Here is a 22,440-nt window from a genome sequence, read left to right on the forward strand (position 1 = left end):
GACGTGCAGGGCTGCATTGTCTACCGCCGTCGTTGCAGGCGGGTACTCCGCGCGCGATCCGGCCGCCGGCTGCACCCTCGGGCAGCGTTCATGGGAAGGGGGTAAACTATTGATTGCGCTGGCATTGCCAGTGAATTCAGACAGCCCCGCGCCCCATGACCCAGCCGATCACCGACGCCGCCGCGCGTTACGCCGCCTCCCTGCGCCTGTCCGTCGCCCCGATGATGGACTGGACGGACCGCCACTGCCGGTACTTCCATCGGTTGCTGGCACCGGGCGCACGGCTGTACACCGAGATGGTGCACGCCAACGCCGTGATCCATGGCGACCGCGAGCGCCTGCTCGGCTTCGACGGCAGCGAGCATCCGCTGGCCCTGCAACTGGGCGGCAGCGATCCGGCCCTGCTGGCCCAGGCTGCGTGTATCGCGCAGGAATGGGGCTACGACGAGGTCAACCTCAACTGCGGCTGCCCGTCCGACCGCGTGCAGGCCGGCCGCTTCGGTGCCTGCCTGATGCGCGAACCGGCGCTGGTCGCCGAGTGCGTGGGCGCGATGGTTGCCGCGGTGGACATTCCGGTCACGGTGAAATGCCGCTTGGGCGTGGATGACGACAACGACTACGAAAACTTCTTCAACTTCGTCGATCAGTCGGCCAACGCCGGCAGCGCGATGTTCGTGGTACATGCCCGCAACGCGTGGCTGAAGGGCCTGTCGCCCAAGGAAAACCGCGAAGTGCCGCCGCTGCGGTACGACTGGGCGCACCGCCTCAAGACCGACCGCCCGCAGCTGCAGATCGTCCTCAACGGCGGCTTGGCCACGATCGAGGCGGCGCAGGCCCAGCTGCCGGCCCTGGACGGGGTGATGCTGGGCCGTGCGGCCTACCACGATCCCTACGTGCTGCATCAGCTCGAGGCCGCCCAGACCGGCGCCGCGCTGCAACCTCGCGAAGCCCTGCTGCGCGCGATGCAGCCCTACATCGAGGCCCGGCTGGCCAGCGGGCTGGCCCTCAAGCACATCACCCGCCACCTGCTGGGCCTGTTCCATGGGCAGCCAGGTGGGCGCGCTTTCCGCCAGATCCTGAGCGAGGGCTCGCACCGGGTCGGGGCCGACTGGAGCCTGATCGAGCAGGCACTGGCAGTGACCCGGGCGCAGGCCGAACGCGTCGCCGCGTGAGCCGCGTCACCTTGTCGGCTTGACAAGCATCCCGCTTTGACCGCCAATGTTCACTTATATGAACGGCACGGGGAGGCGGCAGGAAAAGTTCAGATCGGATTCACTGGCTAAAACCAAGAATTCGCTAAAGATTCGTAAAGCGCCGGCCCAGGCTGGCGGTTGCCGATTCACAACTTTTGAACGTTTAGCCGCGCTCCGCTAGGATCAGACCGATGTTCTCCGTGACCCGCCACCGCCGCATTGCCGCCTTCGCCCTGTTGGCGACGGGCGCCGCTGCCTCCAGCAGTGCGTGGGCACAGATGCCACCGCCCGAAGCGGCCCGTGCCGAAATGATGCGCACGGCCGAACGTGGTGGCCCGCAGGAGCGCTCGCTGTCCGACGCGGTGCGTCGGGTGCAACGTACTACCGGTGGACACATCCTCGGTGCCGAGCGCGTGCCCTTCGATGGGCGCGATATCAACCGGGTGAAGTACATGGATGATCGCGGTCGCGTCCGCTATATGGACGATCCGGCGACATCGCGTTCACAGCCCCGCACGCCGCGCTCGGATATGTCATCACTACGCGGCGATAACCCCTGAACAGGGATAGTTGTCCGCAGTCATCTGCATTACCCACTGGCCCCATGGGGCCATACCCAGGACACTAGGGAGAGTTCATGCGTATCCTTCTGGTCGAAGACGAAGCCCCGCTGCGGGAAACACTGGCAGCCCGGCTCAAGCGCGAAGGCTTTGCCGTCGATGCTGCGCAGGACGGAGAGGAAGGTCTGTACATGGGCCGCGAAGTACCGTTCGACGTCGGCATCATCGATCTGGGCCTGCCCAAGATGTCGGGCATGGAACTGATCAAGGCGCTGCGCGACGAGGGCAAGAAGTTCCCCGTGCTCATCCTGACCGCGCGCTCAAGCTGGCAGGACAAGGTCGAGGGCCTCAAGCAGGGCGCCGACGATTACCTGGTCAAGCCGTTCCACGTGGAAGAGCTGCTGGCCCGCGTCAATGCGCTGCTGCGCCGCGCCGCCGGCTGGAGCAAGCCGACGCTGGAATGCGGCCCGGTCGCGCTGGATCTTGCCGCGCAGACGGTCAGCGTCAACGGCAGCAATGTGGACCTCACCAGCTACGAGTACAAAGTGCTCGAGTATCTGATGATGCATGCCGGTGAACTGGTCTCCAAGGCCGACCTCACCGAACACATCTACCAGCAGGATTTCGACCGCGACTCGAACGTGCTGGAGGTCTTCATCGGCCGCCTGCGCAAGAAGCTCGATGCCGACGGCGAACTCAAGCCGATCGAAACCGTGCGTGGCCGCGGTTACCGCTTCGCCATTCCGCGCAACGAAGGCTGAGCTGCGGCTGGCGATAGATGATGTCCGGCCGTCTGTGGTTCTTTAAACGCTGGCGGCCGCGCTCACTGCAGGCGCGCCAGCTGCTGGCCGCCTCGGTGGGCCTGGTGGCCTTCCTGGCCCTGGCCGGCTACGCGCTGGACGCCGCCTTCGCCGATACCGCGAAGGCCAACCTGCGCGAGCGCCTCAAGAACTACGCCACCGCCTACGCGGCCGGCATCGACTTCACCCGCGACCGCTCGCTGTACATCCGCGAGCAGCCGCCGGATCCGCGCTTTGATGTTCCCGGCAGCGGCCTCTATCTGCAGGTCGTGATGCCCGACGGCAAGGGCAACTCCATGTCCGCCGAAGGCCCGATGCTTCCTACCGTGGGCGGCGGCATGCTGGCCCCGCGCCAGGAAGTCTTCGAAGGCCCGTTGCCGATGATCCAGATCGACGGCAGCGAGGGCTCGGCCTACCGCTATGGCATGGGCCTGGTCTGGGATGCCGACGCCGACCCGGCCACCGAATTCCCGTACACGATCTACGTGCTCGAAGACTCGCGCGCGCTCGGCGCGCAGCTGCGCGTGTTCCGCGGGCGGGTGTGGTTCTACCTGGGTGGCATCGGTCTGATCCTGCTGTTGCTGCAGACCGTGATTCTGCAATGGAGCCTGCGCCCGATGCGGCGCGTGATCAACGAACTGACCAAGGTCCAGCGCGGTGAAACCGAGCGCATGAGCGAACGGCATCCGCGCGAGCTGGAGCCGCTGACCGACAGCATCAACGCCTTCATCGAGAGCGAGCGCGAAAACCTCGAGCGCCAGCGCAACACCCTGGCCGATCTCGCGCACAGCCTGAAGACACCGCTCGCGGTGTTGCGCACGCAGCTCGACAGTGGCGCACGCGATGAGGATCTGCGCGAAGAATTCGACGTGCAGCTGCGGCGCATGAACAACCTGGTGTCCTACCAGCTGGCGCGCGCGGCGTCGTCCGGCCACAAGCTGTTCTCCGCGCCGTTGCCGATCGAGTCCAACGCCGAAGAGATCGTGCGTGGCCTGGAGAAGGTGTATGCCTCGAAGGGCGTGCTGTGCGAATTCGACATCGATCCGGCCGCGCGTTTCCATGGCGAGCCTGGTGACCTGCAGGAGCTGCTCGGCAACCTGCTGGAGAACGCCTTCAAGTGGGCCAAGCGTCGCGTGCTGCTGACCGCGCATCCGTTGCCGGCGCCCGGTGCGCGTCGCGCAGGCCTGGTGCTTTCGGTGGACGATGATGGCCCGGGCATCGCACCGGAAGACATCGCCAAGGTGCTGCAGCGTGGCGTGCGTGGCGATGAGCGCGTGCAGGGCCACGGCATCGGCCTGTCGATCGTGCAGGACCTGATCAAGGATTACCGTGGCGAACTGCAGGTGACGCGTTCGCCGGAACTGGGTGGCGCGCGCTTTGAAGTGAAGCTGCCGCCGGGGCCGTAAAGGCTGTACCGACCAGCGGTCAGTACCTACCCGTGGTCTGCAGGGTGCATCATCGATCTGGATCGCCCGGCATTTCCAAGGCGCTGGTGGCCCACGACCGTTGGTCGTGGCGCGCCTCACCGCATCAGCGGTGACGGTCCATAGAACCGCTGCAGATGCCCGGCCACCGCCGGCATCTCACGCGCCAGCAGCGCCGGTGCGGAGAAGTGGTACTCGCTGACCACCGCGAAGAATTCTTCCGGCGCCTCGGACGCGTAGGGGTCGATCAACGTCTGCCGACCGCTGTCCACCTCGGCGCAGAACGTGTCGTAGGCCTGCTGGAAATCCGCTGCCCATTGCGTTTGCCACGCCCGCGGCAACGGCGGCGTGCCGTCGATCGCCCCGTCCAGCGCATCGATCTTGTGCGCCATCTCATGCACCGCCACGCAGAACCCGGCTTCGGGATCGGCGATGTCGGCCTGGATGTCGGCCCAGGAGAGAATCAGCGGACCGCTGTCCCAGGATTCGCCGATCAGTGCGTCGTCCCATTCGTGCAGCACGCCGGCGGCATCCACATGGCTGCGGTGCACGCGGAACGCGTCGGGATAGACGATCAGCTGCGACCAGCCACGCAGGCCGATTTCGCCCAGTTCCAGCAACGGCAGGCAGCACAGCGCGGCCAACAGCACGCCGTCGGCCTCATCGAGCTGCAGTTCGGCGGCCGGGCTGATCGTCTTCTCGTGGAGGAAGCGGGCGGCGAGGGCGCGCAGGCGCTCGCGGCGGGCTGGGTCCAGCTGCTGCAGCCACGCGGCGCGGCGGCACGTGCGGTCCCAGAGGGTGGGGTCGATCTCGCGTGGCGTGCGGCGCAGCCAGCCCAACAGTCGTTCGATCAGCGGAACATACCCGGCAGGAAGCTGTGCCATTTCGGCGCACGCAGGCGCGGCAGTACGTCGTCATCGCCACCGCCGCCGGTGCTGGTACCGCTGCTGGCGCTGGGCTTGACGGTCGCCGGGGCGGCGGCCGCCGAGGCCGACGCGGGCGCACTGCGCTCGTTCTCGCTGCCCGAATAGACACACGCGCCGCGGCCCGCCGTGGTGAGCGCATCGGAAGCGTGCGCGGCCAGCGGGGCCATCAGGAGGAGCAGGCAATGGGCGAGCGGGCGCATCGTCAACATCCACAGGGCGGGTCAAGTTCTCGATTCTAGCCCGATTCGCCCAAGGGATTGGAAGGCCTCCGGTGGGCGCTGGCGGCGGCTTTCCCGCATACTTTTCCCGTTTACCCGATGGAAGCTGCCGTGGACGACCGCCAACTGCTGGCCAAACTGGGCGCCGGGCGCCTGTCCGGCGACGCGCTGGCGCGCGAACTGGGCCAGACCCGCGCCGCGATTTGGAAGCGGATTCAAGGACTTAGAGCCGCCGGGGTCGATATCGACGGCCGCGCCGGTGACGGCTACCAGCTGCAGCAGCCGCTGGACCTGCTGGACGCCGGTGCCATCCAGACTGCGCTGCCGGGCCCGGTGTCCGCCGAACTGGCCTCGCTGGAGATCGCCTGGTCAGTGGCGTCAACAAACAGTGAATTGTTGCGCTGCAGCGCGCCGGAGCGCGGGGTGGTGGTGCTCCTGGCCGAGCGCCAGACCCGTGGCCGCGGGCGGCGGGGGCGGGTGTGGGCCTCGCCGTTGGCGGCGCATGTCTACCTCTCAGTATTACGCGGCTTTGCCGGTGGCCTGTCGCGGCTGGGCGGGCTCAGCCTGGTCGCCGGTGTCGCGGTGGCCGAAGCACTGCGCGAGGCGGGCTTCGGCGGTGTCGCGCTGAAGTGGCCGAATGACCTGGTCGTCGACGGCCACAAACTCGGTGGCCTGCTGATCGAAGGCGGCGGTGAATTCGCCGGCCCTGCGCGGGCCGTGATCGGGCTTGGCGTCAACGTACGCATGCCGGCCACCTTCGCGGCGGAGATCACCCAGCCCTGGACCGATCTGGACACGCTGTGTGGCGAACAGACCTCGCGCAATGCCGTGGTCGCGCGCATCCTGGCCGCGCTGCTGCCAGCACTGGACGCGTTCGAGCAGCAGGGCCTGGCGCCGTTCCTGGCCCGCTATGCCGCGCTGGACAGCCTGGCCGGGCGCGAGGTGCAGGTGGAAGAAGGCGGCGTCCTGTTTGCCGGCACGGCACTGGGCCTGGCCGACGACGGAGCACTGCGCGTGCGTATCGACGGAAGCGAACGGGTTTTCCATGCGGGCGAAGTCAGCGTGAGGGCGCAATGAGCGACTGGTTGTTTGACCTGGGCAATTCGCGCTTCAAGTTCGCGCCGCTGCAGGGCGTGCGCGCCGGTGACGTGCAGGCATGGCCGCATGGCGCCGAAGCAATGCCTGCGCTGGCACTGGAGGCGCTGCCCTCGGGCGATACCGCGTATGTCGCCAGCGTCGCAGCGCCGTCGCTGACGGCCGCCATGCTGGATGTGCTGCAGGCCCGCTTCCGCCACGTCCGTGTCGCGCGTACCGAGGCCGAATACGCCGGTGTGCGGATCGCCTACGCCGACCCCAACCGCTTCGGCGTGGACCGTTACCTGGCACTGCTGGCCGTGGCGGCGCGTGGCCAGGCCGTGCTGATCGCCGGAGTGGGCACCGCGCTCACCATCGATCTGATCGACGCCGATGGCCAGCATCACGGCGGGCGCATTGCCGCCTCGCCGACCACCATGCGCGAAGCGCTGCATGCGCGCGCCGTGCAGTTGCCGGCCGCAGGCGGTGACTACAGTGAGTTCGCCAACGACACCGCCGATGCGCTGGCCTCCGGCTGTGATGGTGCGGCGGTGGCCTTGATTGAACGCAGCCGCATGCAAGGCGGTGAACGCCTCGGCGCGCTGCCGCATCTGCTGGTGCACGGGGGCGGTGCACCGGCGCTGCTGCCGCTGCTCGGCGATGCCGAGTTCCAGCCCTCGCTGGTGCTTGATGGGCTGGCCCGCTGGGCCGTGCACCAACCGCCGTCGGCAGGCTAGGATCAGCCGATGCTTACCCGTGCCCTGATCGTCGTCCTGGTCATCCTCAACCTCGGTGTCGCGCTGTGGTGGCTGCTGCGCGGTGAACCGGTCAGCGCGCCGCCAGCTTCGCCGGTCGGTGTGGCCCAGCTGGAAGTGCTGCCGGCCACGCAGGCGCCGCCGGCTGCCGCAACGCCGCTGGACGCCGCCCCGGCGCTGCAGGACGTCACGCCCGCTTCCGCGCCGGTGGCCCAGCCGTCGGTGCCCACGGCCGCGCCGACCATCGCCGAGCCAGCCGCCGCCGTGGCTGACACGCCTGCACCGGCGCCCGCCACCAGCGTGCCTGCACCGGCCCCGGTGGCGGCAGCTCCGGTACCGGCATCCACACCCGCTCCGATCACCGCAAGCCCCACGCCCGCCCAATGCGTGAGCCTGGGGCCGTTCGCAGACCGTGCTGCCGCCCAGGCCGCCCAGTCACGCGCCGGGGGAGCCCTGCGTGGGGCCAGGCTGCGCGAGGTCGCCGATGCCGGCGCCACCCGTTACCGCGTGCTGCTGCCGCCCGCTGCCAGTCGTGAAGAAGCGCAGGCCACGGTCAAACGCATCGTCGCGGCCGGGGTGAGTGATTACTACATCATTGCCCAGGGCGAAGAGGCCAATGCCATCGCGCTGGGCCAGTACCGCAACCGGGAAGGTGCGGACCGCCGCCTGGCGGCCCTGAGCGCGGCCGGCTTCAAGGCGACCATGGTCGCCAGCGGGGGCGATGGCAGCGCACAGTGGTGGCTGGATGCGACCCTGGCCGATGGCACCGGCGCCGCCGCGGTCCGCCAGCGCACCGGTGCCGCCCAGCAACGCTCGCTGGAATGCGCGCGCTTGCGCTAGAATCCCGGCTCCGCGACGGTCCTCCCGCCGCGATGCCCATGCCGGCATAGCTCAGTTGGTAGAGCAACCGCCTTGTAAGCGGTAGGTCCCCAGTTCGAATCCGGGTGCCGGCACCATTGATGCACAGTCGATGACGACTGCTGCAGCGCCGCGAGTCGTATCACGCCGCGCTGGCTATGCTGGTCCTCTTTGCAATGGAGGCAACAGCGATGGCGATGTATTCCCCGGTGTCCCTGATTGGCGTGCCCACCGATATCGGTGCCGGCCACCGTGGCGCAGGACTGGGACCGGACGCCCTGCGCATCGCGGGCCTGGGTGACGCGCTCACCGCGCGCGGCGTGGAGGTGCGCGACCTCGGCAACCTGGACGGCCCGCGCAACCCGTGGACGGCACCGGCGCAGGGCTACCGCCATCTGGACGAGGTGGTGGCCTGGAACCGCGCGCTGATGGAGGCGACCTACACCGAACTGCAGGCCGGCCGCATGCCGATCATGCTCGGTGGCGACCACTGCCTGGGGATCGGTTCGATCACCGCGGTCGCGCGCTGGTGCCGCGAGCAGGGCAAGGACCTGCGCGTGCTGTGGCTGGATGCGCATTCGGATTTCAACACCAGCGAGGTCACGCCCTCGGGCAACGTGCACGGCATGCCGGTGGCCTGCCTGTGCGGGCTGGGCCCGGACGCGCTGACCCGCCTCGGTGGTGATGCCCCGGCGATCCGCCCGCAGCAGGTGCACCAGATCGGCATCCGCTCGGTGGACCAGGAAGAGAAGCGGCTGATCAAGCAGCACCAGGTGGATGTCTACGACATGCGCTACATCGACGAAGCCGGCATGAAGCGCACCATGGAGGCGGCGCTGGCCGGCATCGATGCCAACACGCACCTGCACGTCAGCTTCGACGTGGACTTCCTGGACCCCAGCATCGCGCCGGGCGTGGGCACGACGGTGCCGGGCGGGGTCAACTACCGCGAAGCGCAGCTGGTGATGGAGATGATCGCCGACACCGGGCGCATGGGCTCGCTGGACATCGTCGAGCTGAATCCGCTGCTGGACAACCGCAACGCCACCGCCGAACTGGCCGTCGATCTGGTCGAAAGCCTGTTCGGAAAATCGACGCTGATGCGCGATTGAGCAAGGCTGGCTGAACCGTATTTGCGTGCATTCACATCCGCTGCACGCCTCTCCCGCCAGATTGCACTTCACGCGGCGCCGTGTGGTTGAACCCACGGCACTGCAGGTCGGGAAGGGGAGCTGCGCTGGCGTGCTCTTCTGACAGGCGGGACCGGATTTCGGTATTGAATTTGAACAACCAGGAGAACCCCATGAAGCGTGTTATCGCACTGATGCTGTTGTCGATGTTCTCGGTGGCCATGCTGTCCGGCTGCAACACCGTTGCCGGTGCCGGCAAGGACGTGCAGAAGGCCGGTGAAACGGTCGAAGGCGCTGCCAAGGGCAACTGATCCAACCGATCAGTCGTCAACGGAAAAGGCCGGGATTTCCCGGCCTTTTTCATGTCCGCCAAATGGCGGCGCAACGCGTGCGGTGGTGAATCATTCAAGCTCGTGAGCGTGCGTTTCATCGCTGCTTGACCGCGCGGCAACGCGACCACGCGCATTCTGGACCCACGGCGAGATGGCCGTTGCAATCAAGGATGCGAACCCATGAACAAAGACATCATTTCCGGCAAGTGGACGCAGCTCAAGGGCAAGGCGCAGGCCAAGTGGGGCGACCTGACCGACGACGATTTCAAGGTGGCCGAAGGCAATGCCGAGTACCTGGCAGGGCGCTTGCAGGAGCGCTATGGCTGGGCCCGCGACCGTGCTGAAACCGAAGTCCGCGACTTCGAAGCGGCCATGCGCAAGGATTATCCGGATTACCACTGAGTGGTGATCCATGACGACGGCGCCGCCGTCGGGGGTTGAAACCGGAACGGGCCGCGAAAGCGGCCCGTTTTCTGTGGGGCACCTTCGCGATCAGCGGCGGCGCTGCGGCGGGGGATCGGGCACGTATTGGCCCGGGAAGGCCTGGGGCTCGTCGCGCACCGGGGCGCTTGACCTTGGAATGATCCCGCGTGCCACCAGATTGCGCTCGCTGTCGTAACGCACCTGCACCTGCTGCGTCGGAAAGGCCGTGTCGCGTTCGAACGCGGTGTTGCGCACCCGCGACGGCTCGCGCTGGCCGTGGCCGGTGCCCAGTTGCGGTGCCGGGGCGGTGGAACCGGTCACCCGCACACGCTCCGTCGTCGAGGAGCGTGCCCGTGGGCGTGCCCTGGCATCGGCGGAGTCGGCCACGGCGGGGGCGGCTTCCCATGACACCCGCCCCGCCTCGCGGAACACGGCCACGCCGATCACGCCAATGTTGGCCGGGCGTCCGGTGCGGCCGGCGTAGCTGCGGTCCGGATCGGTGAACACGAACTGGGCGACCTCGTCGGCGGATTTGCGCCAGCCATGGATGTCGGTGGTCTGCCACGGGTTGAGCACGTAGCCGGTCTGGTGGGGCGCGGCCACCTCGCCGCTGATGGCATTCAGGCCATCGACCGAGAGCACCACCAGCACGCGCTCGGCGCTGCCGTTGCGCAGGCGCACGCTGTAACGGTGGCCCTGCTGGCCCGCGATCCAGCGCTGGCCGTCCTGGCGGTACTGGGTCAGGGCCTGGCCGCTGTCGCGGTCGATCACCGTCAGGTGGACCGGCCCGGTGTCGTAACGAAGTGGCAGCGCCGGCTTGAACCCGCACAGGGCCAGCACGGCAAGCAGGGGCAGGATCAAACGTTTCATGGCAGGGCTCCGCAGGGCAGGTGCACGATCAAACGCACGGGCCGGGCCAACGGGGTCGAGCGCGGGCAGGTAAACTGGGGCGGTTCATCTGTCCGCATTGATTCCCCATGACTACCCGCGTCCTTACCGGCATCACCCCCTCCGGCACGCCCCACCTGGGCAACTACGTCGGCGCCATCCGTCCGGCGATCACCGCCAGCCAGGCCTCGGAAATCGAGAGCTTCTTCTTCCTGGCCGACCTGCACAGCCTGATCAAGGCGCAGGAGCCCGAGCGCACCCAGCGCTCCACGCTGGAGATCGCGGCAAGCTGGCTGGCGTGCGGGCTGGATCCGGACAAGGTGTGGTTCTACCGGCAGAGCGACATCCCGGAAACCACCGAGCTGATGTGGTTCCTGACCGTGATCGCCAGCAAGGGCATCCTCAACCGCGCGCATGCCTACAAGGCCGCCGTGGACAAGAACCGCGAAGAGCAGCTCGACGACGATGCCGGGGTCAGCGCGGGGCTGTTCATGTACCCGGTACTGATGGCCGCCGACATCCTGATCTTCAAGGCCAACCGCGTGCCGGTCGGCCGCGACCAGATCCAGCACATCGAGATGGCGCGCGATTTCGCGCAGCGCTTCAACCACGTCTACGGCCAGGAGTTCTTCCCGCTGCCGGAGGTGGTGATCGATGAGCAGGTCGCTACGCTGGCGGGCCTGGACGGCCGCAAGATGAGCAAGAGTTACCACAACACCATTCCGCTGTTCGCCCCGCGCGCGGAGTTGAAGAAGCTGGTGTTCTCGATCCTCACCGATTCGCGCGCGCCGGGTGAGCCCAAGAGCACCGAAGGCTCGGCGTTGTTCCAGATGTACCAGGCCTTCGCCACCCCGGAGCAGACCGCTGCGTTCGCGCAGGCCTTCGCCGAGGGCATCAGCTGGGGCGATGCCAAGCAGCAGCTGTTCGAGCGGATCGACAGCGAGATCACCCCGCTGCGCGAACGCTATGACGCCCTGATGGCCGAGCCGGAGAAGATCGAGGCGCTGCTGCGCCGTCGTGGCCAGCAGCTGCGCGAGCAGTTCGCCGTGCCGCTGCTGAAGGAGCTGCGCCATGCGGTTGGCCTGCGCGATCTGTCCACCGCCGGTGATGTACCCAGTGAGGAAAGCGGCGCTGCGCGCGCGGCACCGCCGCTGTTCAAGCAGTACCGCGAAAAGGACGGCCGCTTCTACTTCAAGCTGCAGGCCGGTGACGGCACGCTGCTGATCCAGAGCGAGGGCTTTGATTCGCCGCGCGACGCCGGCCAGCTGATCGGCGTGCTCAAGCAGACCGAGCATAGTGACGGGCTGCAGAGCGAATTGTTCAAGGTCGAGGCGGAGGTGGATGTCGTGCTTGCCGCACTGCAGGCACTGCGCGAGTAACGCCGCCTGCTGGCCAACACCCAGCCACCCGCAGCACCACGTAGTGCCGGCCGCTGGCCGGCAACCAGGCGACCGCGCCATCACACAGGCGTCGGCCGTTGGCCGGTGCCACCGCTATGGCATGATGCCCCTGCACGCCGCGGGGCGTGATCCTGCACGGGAGACTGCGATGGCCTGGTTGTCGTTGTTGTTGTTCCTGCCCTGGTTCGTGCTGCTGGGCACGCTGTACTGGCTGTTCCCCCGCCAGCCGCGTGGCACCGCGCGCCGCGTGTTCGACGGCGCCGCGCTGGTGCTGGCCTTCGTGCTGAGCATCCTGGCGATGCTGTGGGGCCACCATATCGGCGTGGTCCAGAACGATGCCGGTCCAATCTGGCGGCAGGTACTGGCCGTGCTCTATGCCTACGGTGCCTTCCTGGCGGTGATGGTGGCCGCGGTGCTGCTGCGCGGGCCATTGCTGAGCGCGACTGCGACCAAAGCCGCATCGAAGCCGCTGCACTGATCGACGTAAGATGGGGGCGTTTCGTGCCAGGGATGCGTTGATGCACTCCGACCCCAGCATTCATACGATCGACACCGCGTTCCAGCGGGATGATTTCGATGCCGCCTACCTGATCGTCGAGAACGGCCGGGCAGCGTTCATCGATTGCGGCACCGGCCTGGCCGTGCCGGCGATGCTCGCCGCGTTGAGGCGCGCCGGCTGCACGCCCGAGCAGGTCGACTGGCTGATCCTGACCCATGTGCATCTCGACCACGCCGGCGGTGCCGGCCTGCTGATGCAGCAGCTGCCCAACGCCACCCTGGTGGTGCATCCGCGTGGTGCGCCGCATATGGTCGACCCGACCCGCCTGATCGCCGGGGCCACCGAGGTCTACGGTGAAGCGGAGATCGCGCGCAGCTATGGGCCGATCCTGGCCGTTGCCGCTGACCGGGTGGTGATCGCCGAAGATGGCCACACCGTGGATCTGGCCGGGCGCACGCTGCTGTGCGTGGATACGCCGGGGCACGCCCGCCATCACCTGTGTGTGTGGGATGCGCGCAGCCGCAGCTGGTTCACCGGCGACACCTTCGGGCTGTCCTACCGCGAGCTGGACAGCGCGCAGGGCGCCTTCATCGTGCCCACCTCCTCACCGGTGCAGTTCGATCCGGAGCCGCTGAAGCAGTCGATCGCAAAGATGCTGGCCTACGATCCGCAGGCCATGTACCTGACCCATTACGGGCGCGTGGCACCCCCGCGGAAACTGGCTGACGATCTCGTCGAACAGATCGATGCCATGGTCGAGATCGGTCGCCAATGCGATGGTCGGCCGGATCGGCATCGCTGCCTGGTCGCGGCGTTGACCGCGCTGTACCTGGAACGCGCGCAGGCGCATGGCTGCCCGCTGGATGATGAAGCGGTGGCCCGGGTGCTGGCGATGGATATCGAACTCAACGCCCAGGGCCTGGCGTGCTGGCTGGATCGCGGCCGCCGCTAGTGCACGGTCACGGGGGTGTCACGTTACACTCCGGTGTCCTGTTTTCCGTCCTGGTGTCTGCCGTGAATCCGATGCGCATGCTGCTGCTGTCGTCCTGCCTGTTCGTGGGCGGCCTGGCCCACGCCGCCAATGACCTGCCCGGCGGCGGCATCGATCCGGAGGCACTGTCGCGACATGTGCGGATCCTGGCCTCGGACGAGTTCGAGGGCCGCGCCCCGGCCACGCCCGGTGAAGAGCGCACCGTCCAGTACCTGATCGAAGAGTTCAAGAAGTACGGCCTGCAGCCCGGCGGCGTGGATGGCGGCTGGGTGCAGCCGGTGCCGATGGTGCGTGCGCAGGTCGATGGCCCGGTGCGTGCGCAGCTGCGCCAGAAGGGCAAGCAGCGCGCCCTGGTCAATAGCGAGGACGTGACCCTGCAGAGCCTGCGGCCGCAGGATGCGGTGGCGATCAAGAACGCCCCGCTGGTGTTCGTCGGCTACGGCATCGATGCCCCCGAGCGCCACTGGAACGATTACAAGGACGTCGACCTGCACGGCAAGATCGCCGTGGTGCTGATCAACGACGCCGATTTCGAGGCCGACCAGCCGGGCGCATTCGATGGCAAGGCCGTGACCTACTACGGCCGCTGGACCTACAAGTTCGAAGAAGCCGCGCGCCGCGGTGCGCAGGGCGTGCTGATCGTGCACGAGACCGCACCCGCCGCGTATGGCTGGGCCACGGTGAGGAGCTCGGGCACCTCGCCGCTGTTTGATATCGAACGCACCCGCGAGCAGGCCCTGGCCCAGCACGTGCCGGTACGCGGCTGGATGCAGCGCAGCCTGGCCGAGCAGCTGTTCCGCGATGCGGGCCTGGATTTCGAGGCCGAGAAGCGCCGTGCCATGACCCCGGCCTTCAAGCCGGTGGCCTTGGGCGATGCGCAGCTCTCGGTGGACTTCAAGCTCAAGCGCGAGCAGGTGATCACGCGCAACGTGGTGGCCAAGCTGCCGGGCGGCGCGCATGCCGATGAAGCGGTGATCTTCTCCGCGCATTGGGATGCTTTCGGTATCGGCCAGCCCGATGCCAAGGGCGACCGCATCCGTCGCGGTGCGATCGACAACGCCACCGGCGTGGCCACCGTGCTGGAGCTGGGCCGCGTCTTCGCTGCCGGCCCGCAGCCGCAGCGCACGCTGTACTTCGTGGCGCTGACCGCCGAAGAGAAGGGCCTGCTCGGGGCCAGCTACTACGCCGCGCACCCGCTCGCCCCGCTGGACAAGACCGCCGCCGTGTTGAACATCGAGATGTTCAGCCCGGATGGCCCGACCCGCGACATCGCCTCGTGGGGCAAGGGCCGGGTCTCGCTGGAAGGGGATCTGGAGCGCGTGGCCAAGGCACGTGGCCGCACCTATTCGCCCGATCCGAATCTGGAAGCAGGCTTCTTCTACCGCGCCGACCACTTCGCCTTCGCTCGCCTTGGCGTGCCAGCGATCACCATCGGCCCGGGGCTGGACATGCGTGAGGGCGGGATCGAGAAGGGCCGTGAACTGCGCGATGCGTACTTCGCCGCCTGCTACCACCAGGCCTGCGATGCGTGGACCCCAAGCTGGGACCCGAGTGGTCATGCCGCCGACACCCTGCTGGTCTACGACCTGGGCGCGGAACTGGCCAACAGCCGTCGCTGGCCGCAGTGGGAAGAAGGGTCCGAATTCCGCGCCGAGCGCGAGAAGAGCGAATCGGCGCGCCGCTGAAGCGTACCGCAGGCGGCGCTCAGCGCCGCCGCAGCAGGCGCCACGCGCCCCCGCCACTGGCCGCGAGCGCGGCCAGGCAACAGGCCATCATCGCGCCGAACGGTTGACCCATGGCAACGCAGCGCCCGTCAGGGCGCTGCGTTGCGTAAGAGGACGTGCTGGCCTGGGCGAACGCCGCCGGTACCCGCATTGCCAGCATCCACCCGCCCAGCGTGATCGCGGGGCGGGTGGTGCGGCCGTTACTTCCGGGTGCCATCGAGCCAGTTCGGGCCCTTGTTGGTCAGGAAGAACATGTAGACCACCAGAGACACCGCGATGATCGCCGTGACATACACCGCGAACATGCCGACCTGGCCGGTCTTCAGCGCGCCCTGGTACAGCAGCGGCGCGGTACCGCCGAACAGCGAGTTGGCCATCGCGTAGCCAAAGCCCACGCCCAGCGCGCGCACATGGGTCGGGAACAGTTCGGCTTTGACCACCGCATTGATCGAGGTGTAGCCGGTCAGGATCACGAAGCCGATGCCCAGCACCAGGAAGGCCATGAACGGATCGTGCTGGTTGGGCAATTCGGTGATCAGGTACCAGCTGTACAGCACGCCACCGATGCCGAAGAACACCAGCAGGCTCTTGCGGCCGACCATGTCCGACAGCCAGCCGCCGATCGGCTGCAGCACCATCAGGAAGGTCAGCACGCCGAGATTGATCATCGTGCCGGTCATCACGTCATCGCCCGCGAAGGCGCTCTGGATCATCTTCGGCCCGTTGACCGAATAGGTGTAGAACGCCACGGTGCCGCCGGCGGTGATCAGGAAGCACAGCAGCAGCGGACGCCACTGGTTGACGAACAGTTCGCGCATCGAGCCGGAGGCCTTGGCGCGGCCATCGCGGGCGGCATCGATGGAATCGGACTGCAGCGATTCGTCCATGCTGCGGCGCAGCCAGAACACCACGATCGCCGCGACACCGCCGATGCCGAACGCCACGCGCCAGCCCCAGGCGGAGATTTCCGGCTTGCCCCAGAAGGTCAGCATGCCCAGCAGGGTCAGCTGCGCCAGTACGTGGCCGCCGACGAGGGTGACGTAATGGAACGAGGACAGGAAGCCGCGGCGGCCCGGGATGGCGGCTTCGGACATGTAGGTGGCACTGGTGCCGTACTCGCCACCGGTGGCGAAGCCCTGCAGCAGGCGCGCGAACAGCAGGATCACCGCGGCCCAGATGCCGATCTGCGAGGCGGTCGGGGTGATCGCGATCAGGAACGAACAGGCGGCCATCACCGTGACCGACACCGTCAGCGCCAACCGGCGGCCGTAGCGGTCGGCGAAGCGGCCGAAGTACCACGCACCGATCGGGCGCATCAGGAAGGTGGCGGCGAAGATCGCCCACACGTACATCGTGGAGTTCTTGTCGGCGGCCGAGAAGAACTGGGATTCGAAATAGACGGCAAAGACGGAGTAGACGTAGACGTCATACCACTCGACCAGATTACCGGCCGAGCCTTTGAGGGTATTGGAGATGGAGCGCCGCAGGGCGGCCCGTTCGGGGTGTGCCGCAGTGGCGGGGACGGAAGTGCTCATGCAGGGTAGGGGTCCTGGCTGGGAAGCGTTGATTACTCTTGTTACCTTACCGCACGTCAAAAACGGGTGCGTGTCAGGCATCACGGTGCGGCCGGATGAAATCAGCGTGCCAGCACAAAGCGTGCCGCGCCATCGGCAACGGCCTAGAATTCGTGTTCCCCCGCACCGTGGTGGCCCATGGCCGTCCTACCCCCCTCTCCGTCGGCCGCTCCCCGCAGCGGCCTGGTCGTCCTGGCGCTGCTGCTGGTGTACGTGGTCTGGGGGTCCACCTATCTGGGGATCCGGCTGGCGCTGGAGGGCGGCGCACTGCCGCTGACGATGGTCTCCGGCGGCCGCTTCATCATCGCCGGTTCGCTGATGTATGCCGTGTTGCGCTGGCGTGGCTCGCCCGCGCCGACCCGGCGCCAGTGGCGGAACCTGGCGATCATGGGCCTGACCATGCTGGTCCTGGGCAACGGCATGGTGGTGCTGGCCGAGCGCACGGTCTCCTCGGGCCTGGCGGCGACCGCCGTGGCCTCGGTGCCGCTGTGGATGGCCCTGTTCGGCGCGATGCGTGGGCAGAACGCCAGCCGCGGCGAGTGGCTGGGCATCGCGATCGGCTTCCTCGGCGTGGTCTGGCTCAACGCCGGCAGCAGCCTGACCGCCTCCCCGCAGGGCCTGATCCTGCTGCTGATCGCCCCGATCGGCTGGGCCTTCGGCTCGATCTGGGCACGCGGCCTGGACCTGCCCAGCCCATTCATGACCGCGGCCGGGCAGATGCTCTGCGGCGGCGCGATGCTGATCGTGCTCGGCCTGCTCAGCGGCGAACGCCCGACCACCTGGCCCAGCCTGCATGGGCTGCTGGCGGTGGCCTACCTGTGCATGTTCGGCTCGATCGTCGCCTTCACCGCCTACGTGTGGCTGCTGCACAACGTGCGCCCGGCACTGGTGGCCAGCTATGCCTACGTCAATCCGGTGATCGCGGTGATCCTGGGCGTGATCATCGGCAACGAGCACTTCGGCGGGCGTGACCTGCTGGCCATGGCAGTGATCCTGGCCGGCGTGGTGGTGCTGACCCTGGCCCGGACGCGCGCGAAGTGAGCCTGCCCGCACCACACAGCCTGCAGGAGCAGCGCCGCGGCCTGGCGATCACCGCGTTCACCTTCACCCTGTGGGGCCTGGTGCCGGTCTACTGGCACCTGCTCAATGCGGTGCCCTCGCAGCAGATCATCGCGCACCGCATCATCTGGAGCACGGTGCTGGTGGTGGCCTGGCTGCTGCTGAGCAACGGCCCGGGCTGGTGGAAGGCCATCGCGGCGCAGCCACGCGCGCTGCCGACGTTGGCGCTGAGCAGCGTGGCGATCGCGTTCAACTGGGGCCTGTACATCTGGGCGATCAACGCCGGGCATGTGATCGAGACCAGTCTGGGCTACTTCATCAATCCGCTGGTGAGCGTGGTGCTCGGCGTGGTGGTGCTCAACGAGCGCCTGCGCCGCCTGCAGTGGCTCGCGGTGGGCTGCGCGGCGCTCGGTGTGGCATGGCTGACCATCGATGCCGGCAGGCCGCCCTGGATCGCCCTGGGGCTGGCCTGTTCGTTCGGCCTGTACGGGTTGCTGCGCAAGATGATTTCGGTCGACCCGGTGGCGGGCCTCGGGGTGGAGAGTCTGTATCTGTTCCTGCCGGCGATCGGGTTCGCGCTGTGGAGCGAGAACGGGCACGGCGGGGCGTTCTTCAGTGGCTGGGGCTGGCGCAATGATGCGCTGTTGATCCTTGGCGGGGCGGTGACGGCGCTGCCGTTGATCGGATTTGCGTACGGGGTGAAGCGGATTCCGCTGTCGCTGGTCGGAATCCTGCAGTACATCGCGCCGAGTATCGGGTTGTTGTTGGGCGTGTTCTTTTTCCGCGAGCCCTTTGATACGGCCAAGGCGGTGGGTTTCGCTGCGATCTGGACCGGGTTGCTGCTGTTCATCGGCGACGGTGTTTGGCGGTCGCGGGCGGGTGGTGCGTTGAAGCGCTGAAGGCTGAGAAGCCTGAAAGCCTGAAAGCTTGAGCCCTGGTTTGCTGGGCTGCGTGGCCAGGCGGGGTGTGGGTGGGTGCGCGGGACCCGCCGTGAACCCATCCACGGGGGCTCATATGCCGCCATCCATGGCGGCATATGAGCTTACATGGGTGAAGGCGCATTGCTTGCGAGGCACTGCCTCGCATGCGACTGAACGCACAGCCGCCAGCGGCTGGGCCGGGCCGCGGAGCGGGACTTGCAGCGGGTCCCGACAACCCACCCGTGCCCGCCCAAGCCAGGGCGAGTCCAGCACTGAAGGCTGTTGTTCCAAGGAGCTATTGCTCCAAAGAGCTGTTGCTCTTAAAGCCATCGCTCCAGAAGCCATCGCTCCAAAACTGCAACGCAAAAAAAAGACGGCGCCCGAAGGCGCCGTCTTACTTCCACTCGGCGGCTTGGAGAGAGTAAGCCGCAGATCAGAAAGGGGTGATCAGGCAAGCCCGATCAGAAACGCTGCTGGTACTTCATGTACATGTAACGGCCGATATCGAACCCGCCGTAGTACGTGAAGCTGCTGTTCGGCTGGCTGTACATGATCGGACCCTGATGGTCGAACACATTGTTCACGCCCATCGAAACCGTGCCATTCCACGGCAGCACGTAACGCACCTGGATGTCGTGGAAGGTGTTCGAACCCACCTTGTTGACGCCCTGGCGGCCCGTGTACGCCGAGCTGAAGCCCGGATTGCTGCACTCGGTCGTGTACGCGCAGTTTTCCTTCATGCTGGAGTAGTAACGCGCCGTCCAGCCCAGGCCGAAGTTGCCGTACTGATAATCCAGGTTGAGGTTCGAACGCACGCGGAAGTTGCCTTCCCAGCCCGTGTACTGACGCACCGGCGTGGTGTCGACGTTGTCGTTCTTGCGCTCCAGGTAATCCACATACGTGGTGTTCCAGGAGACCGCGAACTTGCCGATCGCCAGTTCCGGCAGGCGGTAACGCACCGAGAGGTCATAGCCGGCGGTTTCCTGGTAGCCGGCGTTGAGCAGCGTACGGTCCAGGCCGTTGACCTGGCCGATGGTGCGGCCCGACTTGGCACGGGTGAAGCGGTCGCATGCGGCATCCACACCCAGCACATAGCACTGGTTGAGCATGTCCGTGGCCGACTCACCGACGATCACGTCGTTGATGCGGATCTTCCACCAGTCCAGGCTCAGGTCCAGGCCCGAGACGAACTCCGGGCTGTACACCACGCCCACGGTCCAGGTCTTGGCGGTTTCCGGCTTCAGTTCCGGGTTGGAGCCCGAGCTGAAGTCCGTGCCACCCTGCTGGCCCGGCACCGTTGCGGCAGTGCCGTCAGCGGCGAGCTGGCGGAAGTTGGCCGGGACACCGTTGGCCAGGCAGCGCGCCAGGACCTGCGGGTTGTTGGCGGCCGCACCGAAGTTGGTATCGCACGGATCGGTGTACGAGTCGCGCGTGCTGGTGGTGCCGCCGTACAGATCTTCCACGGTCGGCGCACGGAAGCCGGTGCCGTAGGTGGCGCGCACCAGCAGGCTGTCGATCGGCTTCCACTTCAGGCCGAACTTGGTGTTCGTGGTCGAGCCGAAGTTGTTGTAGTCCGAATAGCGGCCGGCCATGTCCAGCGACAGCTCACGCGCGAAGGCCATGTCGGCCAGCAGCGGAACCTGCAGTTCCAGGTAGACCTCGTTGAGCGAGTAATCGCCCTGGGTCGGCTGGCCGGTGGTGCCGGCGATCTGGCCGTTGCGGACCATCAGGTCCGGTGAGTAGCTGGCTTCTTCGCTGCGGTGCTCGACACCCAGTGCACCCAGGATGTCACCGGCCGGCAGGGTGAACAGCGAGCCGGAGATGTTCGCGCTGGCCACCTTGGTGGTGCTCTGCATCTTGTCGGTGAAGCGGGTGAACAGGAAGTCCTGCACGTCCTGGTTGCTCATCGAGCCCGGGCCGGTGTAGCCCATCGGCGCCAGCGGGTTCCACGGGGTGCAACCAGCGATCACGTTGCCGACGCTGCCGCAGTGGGCGACGTTGTTGGCATCCAGGAACGACGGGCCGACCGACTGGTTCACGTTCGGCTGGTACATGCTGCCCGTGCCGATGCGCTCGCCTTCATTGCGGTTGTACATGTAGCTGACGTTCCAGTCCCAGTAACGCGAACCAGTGTCGAAGCTGCCTTCCAGGCCCAGGCTGGCGCGCTTGGTGGTCAGGTTGTTCTCGGTGCCGCGCGGCAGCTCTTCGGTACGGTGCGCGAAGGCAACGTCCTGGCCGAACGGGTTGAACGCGCTGTCCTTGGACAGCAGCGCACGCGAACCGGTGCTCTGGTACGGGTAACCGGCCAGCTGCTTGCTCGACTCGCGCTCGCTGTACAGCGCATCGGCGACCAGGCGCAGGTCATCGGTGATGGAGAAGCCACCGTTGGCGAACACCGACTTGCGCTGCAGACCGGTGAGCAGGCTCATGTTGGTCTTGGTGTTGGCGTCGTTGGCCTTGTCGGCCGGCTTGAAGTTGCCGAGCTGGGTCGGATCGCCGCCCGGGCCCACGCTGAGGTTGCGGCCGTTGACGGTCGCATAGCCCCACGGGGTGACGCCGCTCAGGCCGTCGCCGGTGTGGCGCGGGCCGTTCGGGTATGCGGTGAACGCACGCGCGCCGCCCAGGACCGGATCTTCGTCGGTGTACTCGCCACCCACGGTGACCCAGCCACGGTCGAAGGTCTTGCCGAAGGTCGCGCTGTAGGCGGTCTTCTGGCCGTCGCCTTCGCTGTACTGGCCGACGTAGGCGCTGACTTCGGCACCGTCGAAGTTCTTGCGGGTGATGATGTTGACCACGCCGGCAATGGCGTCCGAGCCGTACAGGGCCGAGGCACCGTCGGTCAGCACTTCCACGCGCTCCACGATCGAGGACGGGATCGAGGCCAGGTCGGAGTAACCGCCGGCGCTGACGCCCATGCGGCGGCCGTCGATCAGCACCAGGCTGCGTTCCGGGCCCAGGTTGCGCAGGCTCACGTACATGCCGCCGAAGTCGCGGCCCGATTCCAGCGAGGAGGCACGGCTCATGCTCGGCGAACCGGCGGCGGTGACGTCCTGCAGGATGTCGGCGACGTTGACGTAGCCCTTCTTCTCGATCTCGGCGCGGTTCAGCGCGACGACCGGCTGGGCCGATTCGACACTGGCCTGGCGGATGCGCGAGCCGGTGATCTCGATGCGATCGAGGTTGGTGGTGCCGTCATCGGCACTCTGTGCGAAGGCGGGGGCACTGCAGCTGGCGACAAGCGCGATGGCGATCGCGTTGCGCAGCGGATTGGTCTTCAAATACATCCGTGCGTTTCTCTTTCTCGGTAAAAACATTCGCCCGTTGGGGCGGCGTGGGGAACAACACACCACGACGTGGGGGGCGGGAGTCTAATGACTTTTCAAATTTTTTACTTTCATTTGAAAGCGTAAAAACCGCTGTAAATGAACGATGGCTGACAAAACCACGCATTCAGACGAAACCTTTTTCACATCGTCGTGCAGCGCGAAGACAACAGCACCCTCGCGGTGGGCCGAGGCAGCAATAGCGGCGACGTGCGAGGCAACTTGAGTGCGTGCGGCGTGTCGTCGCAGCGCGCGTACAGCTGCGCGATCGACAGCTAAACGTGCAGTGAACACGCACGCACAAAAAAAGAACCGCACTCTTGCAAGTGCGGTTCCAGACTTGGTATTTAGCGTGCGCGATCACGCGCA

At 67.0% G+C, this 22,440-nt stretch carries 22 protein-coding genes and 1 tRNA gene; 17 read left to right on the forward strand and 6 right to left on the reverse strand.

The window, feature by feature from the left end; all coding sequences use genetic code 11:
- Window positions 1–155: 155 nt before the first annotated feature.
- The 4 genes from dusA (at window position 156) to C0R07_RS10555 (ending at window position 3,959) form a co-directional block, all read left to right on the forward strand.
- Window positions 156–1,172, forward strand: a complete 1,017-nt coding sequence (gene dusA, locus C0R07_RS10540; protein WP_102788855.1) for a tRNA dihydrouridine(20/20a) synthase DusA — start codon at window positions 156–158, stop codon at window positions 1,170–1,172.
- A 212-nt stretch (window positions 1,173–1,384) separates the two neighbouring features.
- Window positions 1,385–1,753, forward strand: coding sequence for a hypothetical protein (locus C0R07_RS10545; RefSeq protein ID WP_046272358.1), 369 nt, complete (start codon window positions 1,385–1,387; stop codon window positions 1,751–1,753).
- A gap of 77 nt (window positions 1,754–1,830) precedes the next feature.
- Window positions 1,831–2,514 carry a response regulator transcription factor gene (locus tag C0R07_RS10550; RefSeq protein WP_019185514.1) on the forward strand — a complete coding sequence of 228 codons (684 nt, stop codon included), beginning with the start codon at window positions 1,831–1,833 and terminating at the stop codon, window positions 2,512–2,514.
- Between the two features lie 20 nt (window positions 2,515–2,534).
- Window positions 2,535–3,959 (forward strand): ATP-binding protein, encoded by a 1,425-nt coding sequence (locus tag C0R07_RS10555; RefSeq protein ID WP_019185515.1) that lies wholly within the window; start codon window positions 2,535–2,537, stop codon window positions 3,957–3,959.
- 116 nt (window positions 3,960–4,075) lie between these two features.
- Here C0R07_RS10555 and C0R07_RS10560 read toward each other — a convergent pair whose 3' ends face one another.
- Window positions 4,076–4,861, reverse strand: coding sequence for a zinc-dependent peptidase (locus tag C0R07_RS10560; protein WP_019185516.1), 786 nt, complete (start codon window positions 4,859–4,861; stop codon window positions 4,076–4,078).
- On the reverse strand, window positions 4,828–5,103 hold the full coding sequence (locus C0R07_RS10565) for a hypothetical protein (RefSeq protein ID WP_102788896.1): 276 nt from the start codon (window positions 5,101–5,103) through the stop codon (window positions 4,828–4,830). Before C0R07_RS10565 ends, C0R07_RS10560 begins: the two co-directional genes overlap by 34 nt.
- Before the next feature lie 129 nt (window positions 5,104–5,232).
- On the opposite strand from C0R07_RS10565, the gene birA reads away from it, so the two are divergent.
- The 7 genes from birA (at window position 5,233) to C0R07_RS10600 (ending at window position 9,672) form a co-directional block, all read left to right on the forward strand.
- The gene (gene birA, locus C0R07_RS10570) at window positions 5,233–6,198 is read left to right on the forward strand and encodes a bifunctional biotin--[acetyl-CoA-carboxylase] ligase/biotin operon repressor BirA (protein ID WP_167390356.1); all 966 of its coding nucleotides are present in this window, start codon (window positions 5,233–5,235) and stop codon (window positions 6,196–6,198) included.
- Entirely contained in the window at window positions 6,195–6,932 is a 738-nt protein-coding gene (locus tag C0R07_RS10575) for a type III pantothenate kinase (RefSeq protein ID WP_102788857.1), read from the forward strand. Before birA ends, C0R07_RS10575 begins: the two co-directional genes overlap by 4 nt.
- Window positions 6,933–6,941: 9 nt before the next feature.
- Window positions 6,942–7,790: an SPOR domain-containing protein gene (locus C0R07_RS10580; protein ID WP_102788858.1), complete on the forward strand. Its 849-nt coding sequence runs from the start codon at window positions 6,942–6,944 to the stop codon at window positions 7,788–7,790.
- Window positions 7,791–7,830: 40 nt separating this feature from the next.
- Window positions 7,831–7,906 (forward strand) — tRNA-Thr (locus C0R07_RS10585).
- 93 nt (window positions 7,907–7,999) lie between these two features.
- Window positions 8,000–8,920, forward strand: a complete 921-nt coding sequence (gene rocF, locus C0R07_RS10590) for an arginase (RefSeq protein WP_102788859.1) — start codon at window positions 8,000–8,002, stop codon at window positions 8,918–8,920.
- Window positions 8,921–9,111: 191 nt separating this feature from the next.
- Window positions 9,112–9,249: an entericidin A/B family lipoprotein gene (locus C0R07_RS10595; protein ID WP_019185522.1), complete on the forward strand. Its 138-nt coding sequence runs from the start codon at window positions 9,112–9,114 to the stop codon at window positions 9,247–9,249.
- Window positions 9,250–9,450: 201 nt separating this feature from the next.
- Window positions 9,451–9,672 (forward strand): CsbD family protein, encoded by a 222-nt coding sequence (locus tag C0R07_RS10600; protein ID WP_019185523.1) that lies wholly within the window; start codon window positions 9,451–9,453, stop codon window positions 9,670–9,672.
- Between the two features lie 90 nt (window positions 9,673–9,762).
- Here C0R07_RS10600 and C0R07_RS10605 read toward each other — a convergent pair whose 3' ends face one another.
- Window positions 9,763–10,563, reverse strand: a complete 801-nt coding sequence (locus C0R07_RS10605) for a hypothetical protein (RefSeq protein ID WP_102788860.1) — start codon at window positions 10,561–10,563, stop codon at window positions 9,763–9,765.
- Window positions 10,564–10,670: 107 nt separating this feature from the next.
- On the opposite strand from C0R07_RS10605, the gene C0R07_RS10610 reads away from it, so the two are divergent.
- The 4 genes from C0R07_RS10610 (at window position 10,671) to C0R07_RS10625 (ending at window position 15,156) form a co-directional block, all read left to right on the forward strand.
- Entirely contained in the window at window positions 10,671–11,960 is a 1,290-nt protein-coding gene (locus tag C0R07_RS10610; RefSeq protein ID WP_102788861.1) for a tryptophan--tRNA ligase, read from the forward strand.
- Between the two features lie 169 nt (window positions 11,961–12,129).
- A complete protein-coding gene (locus C0R07_RS10615; protein WP_019185526.1) occupies window positions 12,130–12,459 on the forward strand; it encodes a hypothetical protein in 330 nt (109 codons plus the stop codon).
- Window positions 12,460–12,499: 40 nt separating this feature from the next.
- Entirely contained in the window at window positions 12,500–13,432 is a 933-nt protein-coding gene (locus C0R07_RS10620; RefSeq protein WP_102788862.1) for an MBL fold metallo-hydrolase, read from the forward strand.
- A gap of 71 nt (window positions 13,433–13,503) precedes the next feature.
- Entirely contained in the window at window positions 13,504–15,156 is a 1,653-nt protein-coding gene (locus C0R07_RS10625) for a M28 family metallopeptidase (protein WP_102788863.1), read from the forward strand.
- Window positions 15,157–15,395: 239 nt separating this feature from the next.
- On the opposite strand, the gene C0R07_RS10630 is transcribed toward C0R07_RS10625, so the two are convergent.
- The gene (locus C0R07_RS10630) at window positions 15,396–16,730 is read right to left on the reverse strand and encodes an MFS transporter (protein ID WP_019185530.1); all 1,335 of its coding nucleotides are present in this window, start codon (window positions 16,728–16,730) and stop codon (window positions 15,396–15,398) included.
- Between the two features lie 177 nt (window positions 16,731–16,907).
- Between C0R07_RS10630 and yedA the strand changes: the two genes are divergently transcribed.
- Window positions 16,908–17,810, forward strand: a complete 903-nt coding sequence (gene yedA / locus C0R07_RS10635; RefSeq protein WP_102788864.1) for a drug/metabolite exporter YedA — start codon at window positions 16,908–16,910, stop codon at window positions 17,808–17,810.
- Window positions 17,807–18,727 (forward strand): EamA family transporter RarD, encoded by a 921-nt coding sequence (gene rarD / locus C0R07_RS10640; protein WP_102788865.1) that lies wholly within the window; start codon window positions 17,807–17,809, stop codon window positions 18,725–18,727. Before yedA ends, rarD begins: the two co-directional genes overlap by 4 nt.
- A gap of 482 nt (window positions 18,728–19,209) precedes the next feature.
- Here the strand turns inward: rarD and C0R07_RS10645 are convergent, their stop codons facing one another.
- Window positions 19,210–22,032 carry a TonB-dependent receptor plug domain-containing protein gene (locus tag C0R07_RS10645; protein WP_102788866.1) on the reverse strand — a complete coding sequence of 941 codons (2,823 nt, stop codon included), beginning with the start codon at window positions 22,030–22,032 and terminating at the stop codon, window positions 19,210–19,212.
- An 84-nt stretch (window positions 22,033–22,116) separates the two neighbouring features.
- The gene (locus C0R07_RS19715) at window positions 22,117–22,365 is read right to left on the reverse strand and encodes a hypothetical protein (protein ID WP_146027597.1); all 249 of its coding nucleotides are present in this window, start codon (window positions 22,363–22,365) and stop codon (window positions 22,117–22,119) included.
- Between the last annotated feature and the right edge of the window lie 75 nt (window positions 22,366–22,440).

This window comes from Stenotrophomonas bentonitica, assembly GCF_002887735.1.
In the GTDB taxonomy this organism is placed as follows: domain Bacteria; phylum Pseudomonadota; class Gammaproteobacteria; order Xanthomonadales; family Xanthomonadaceae; genus Stenotrophomonas; species Stenotrophomonas bentonitica_A.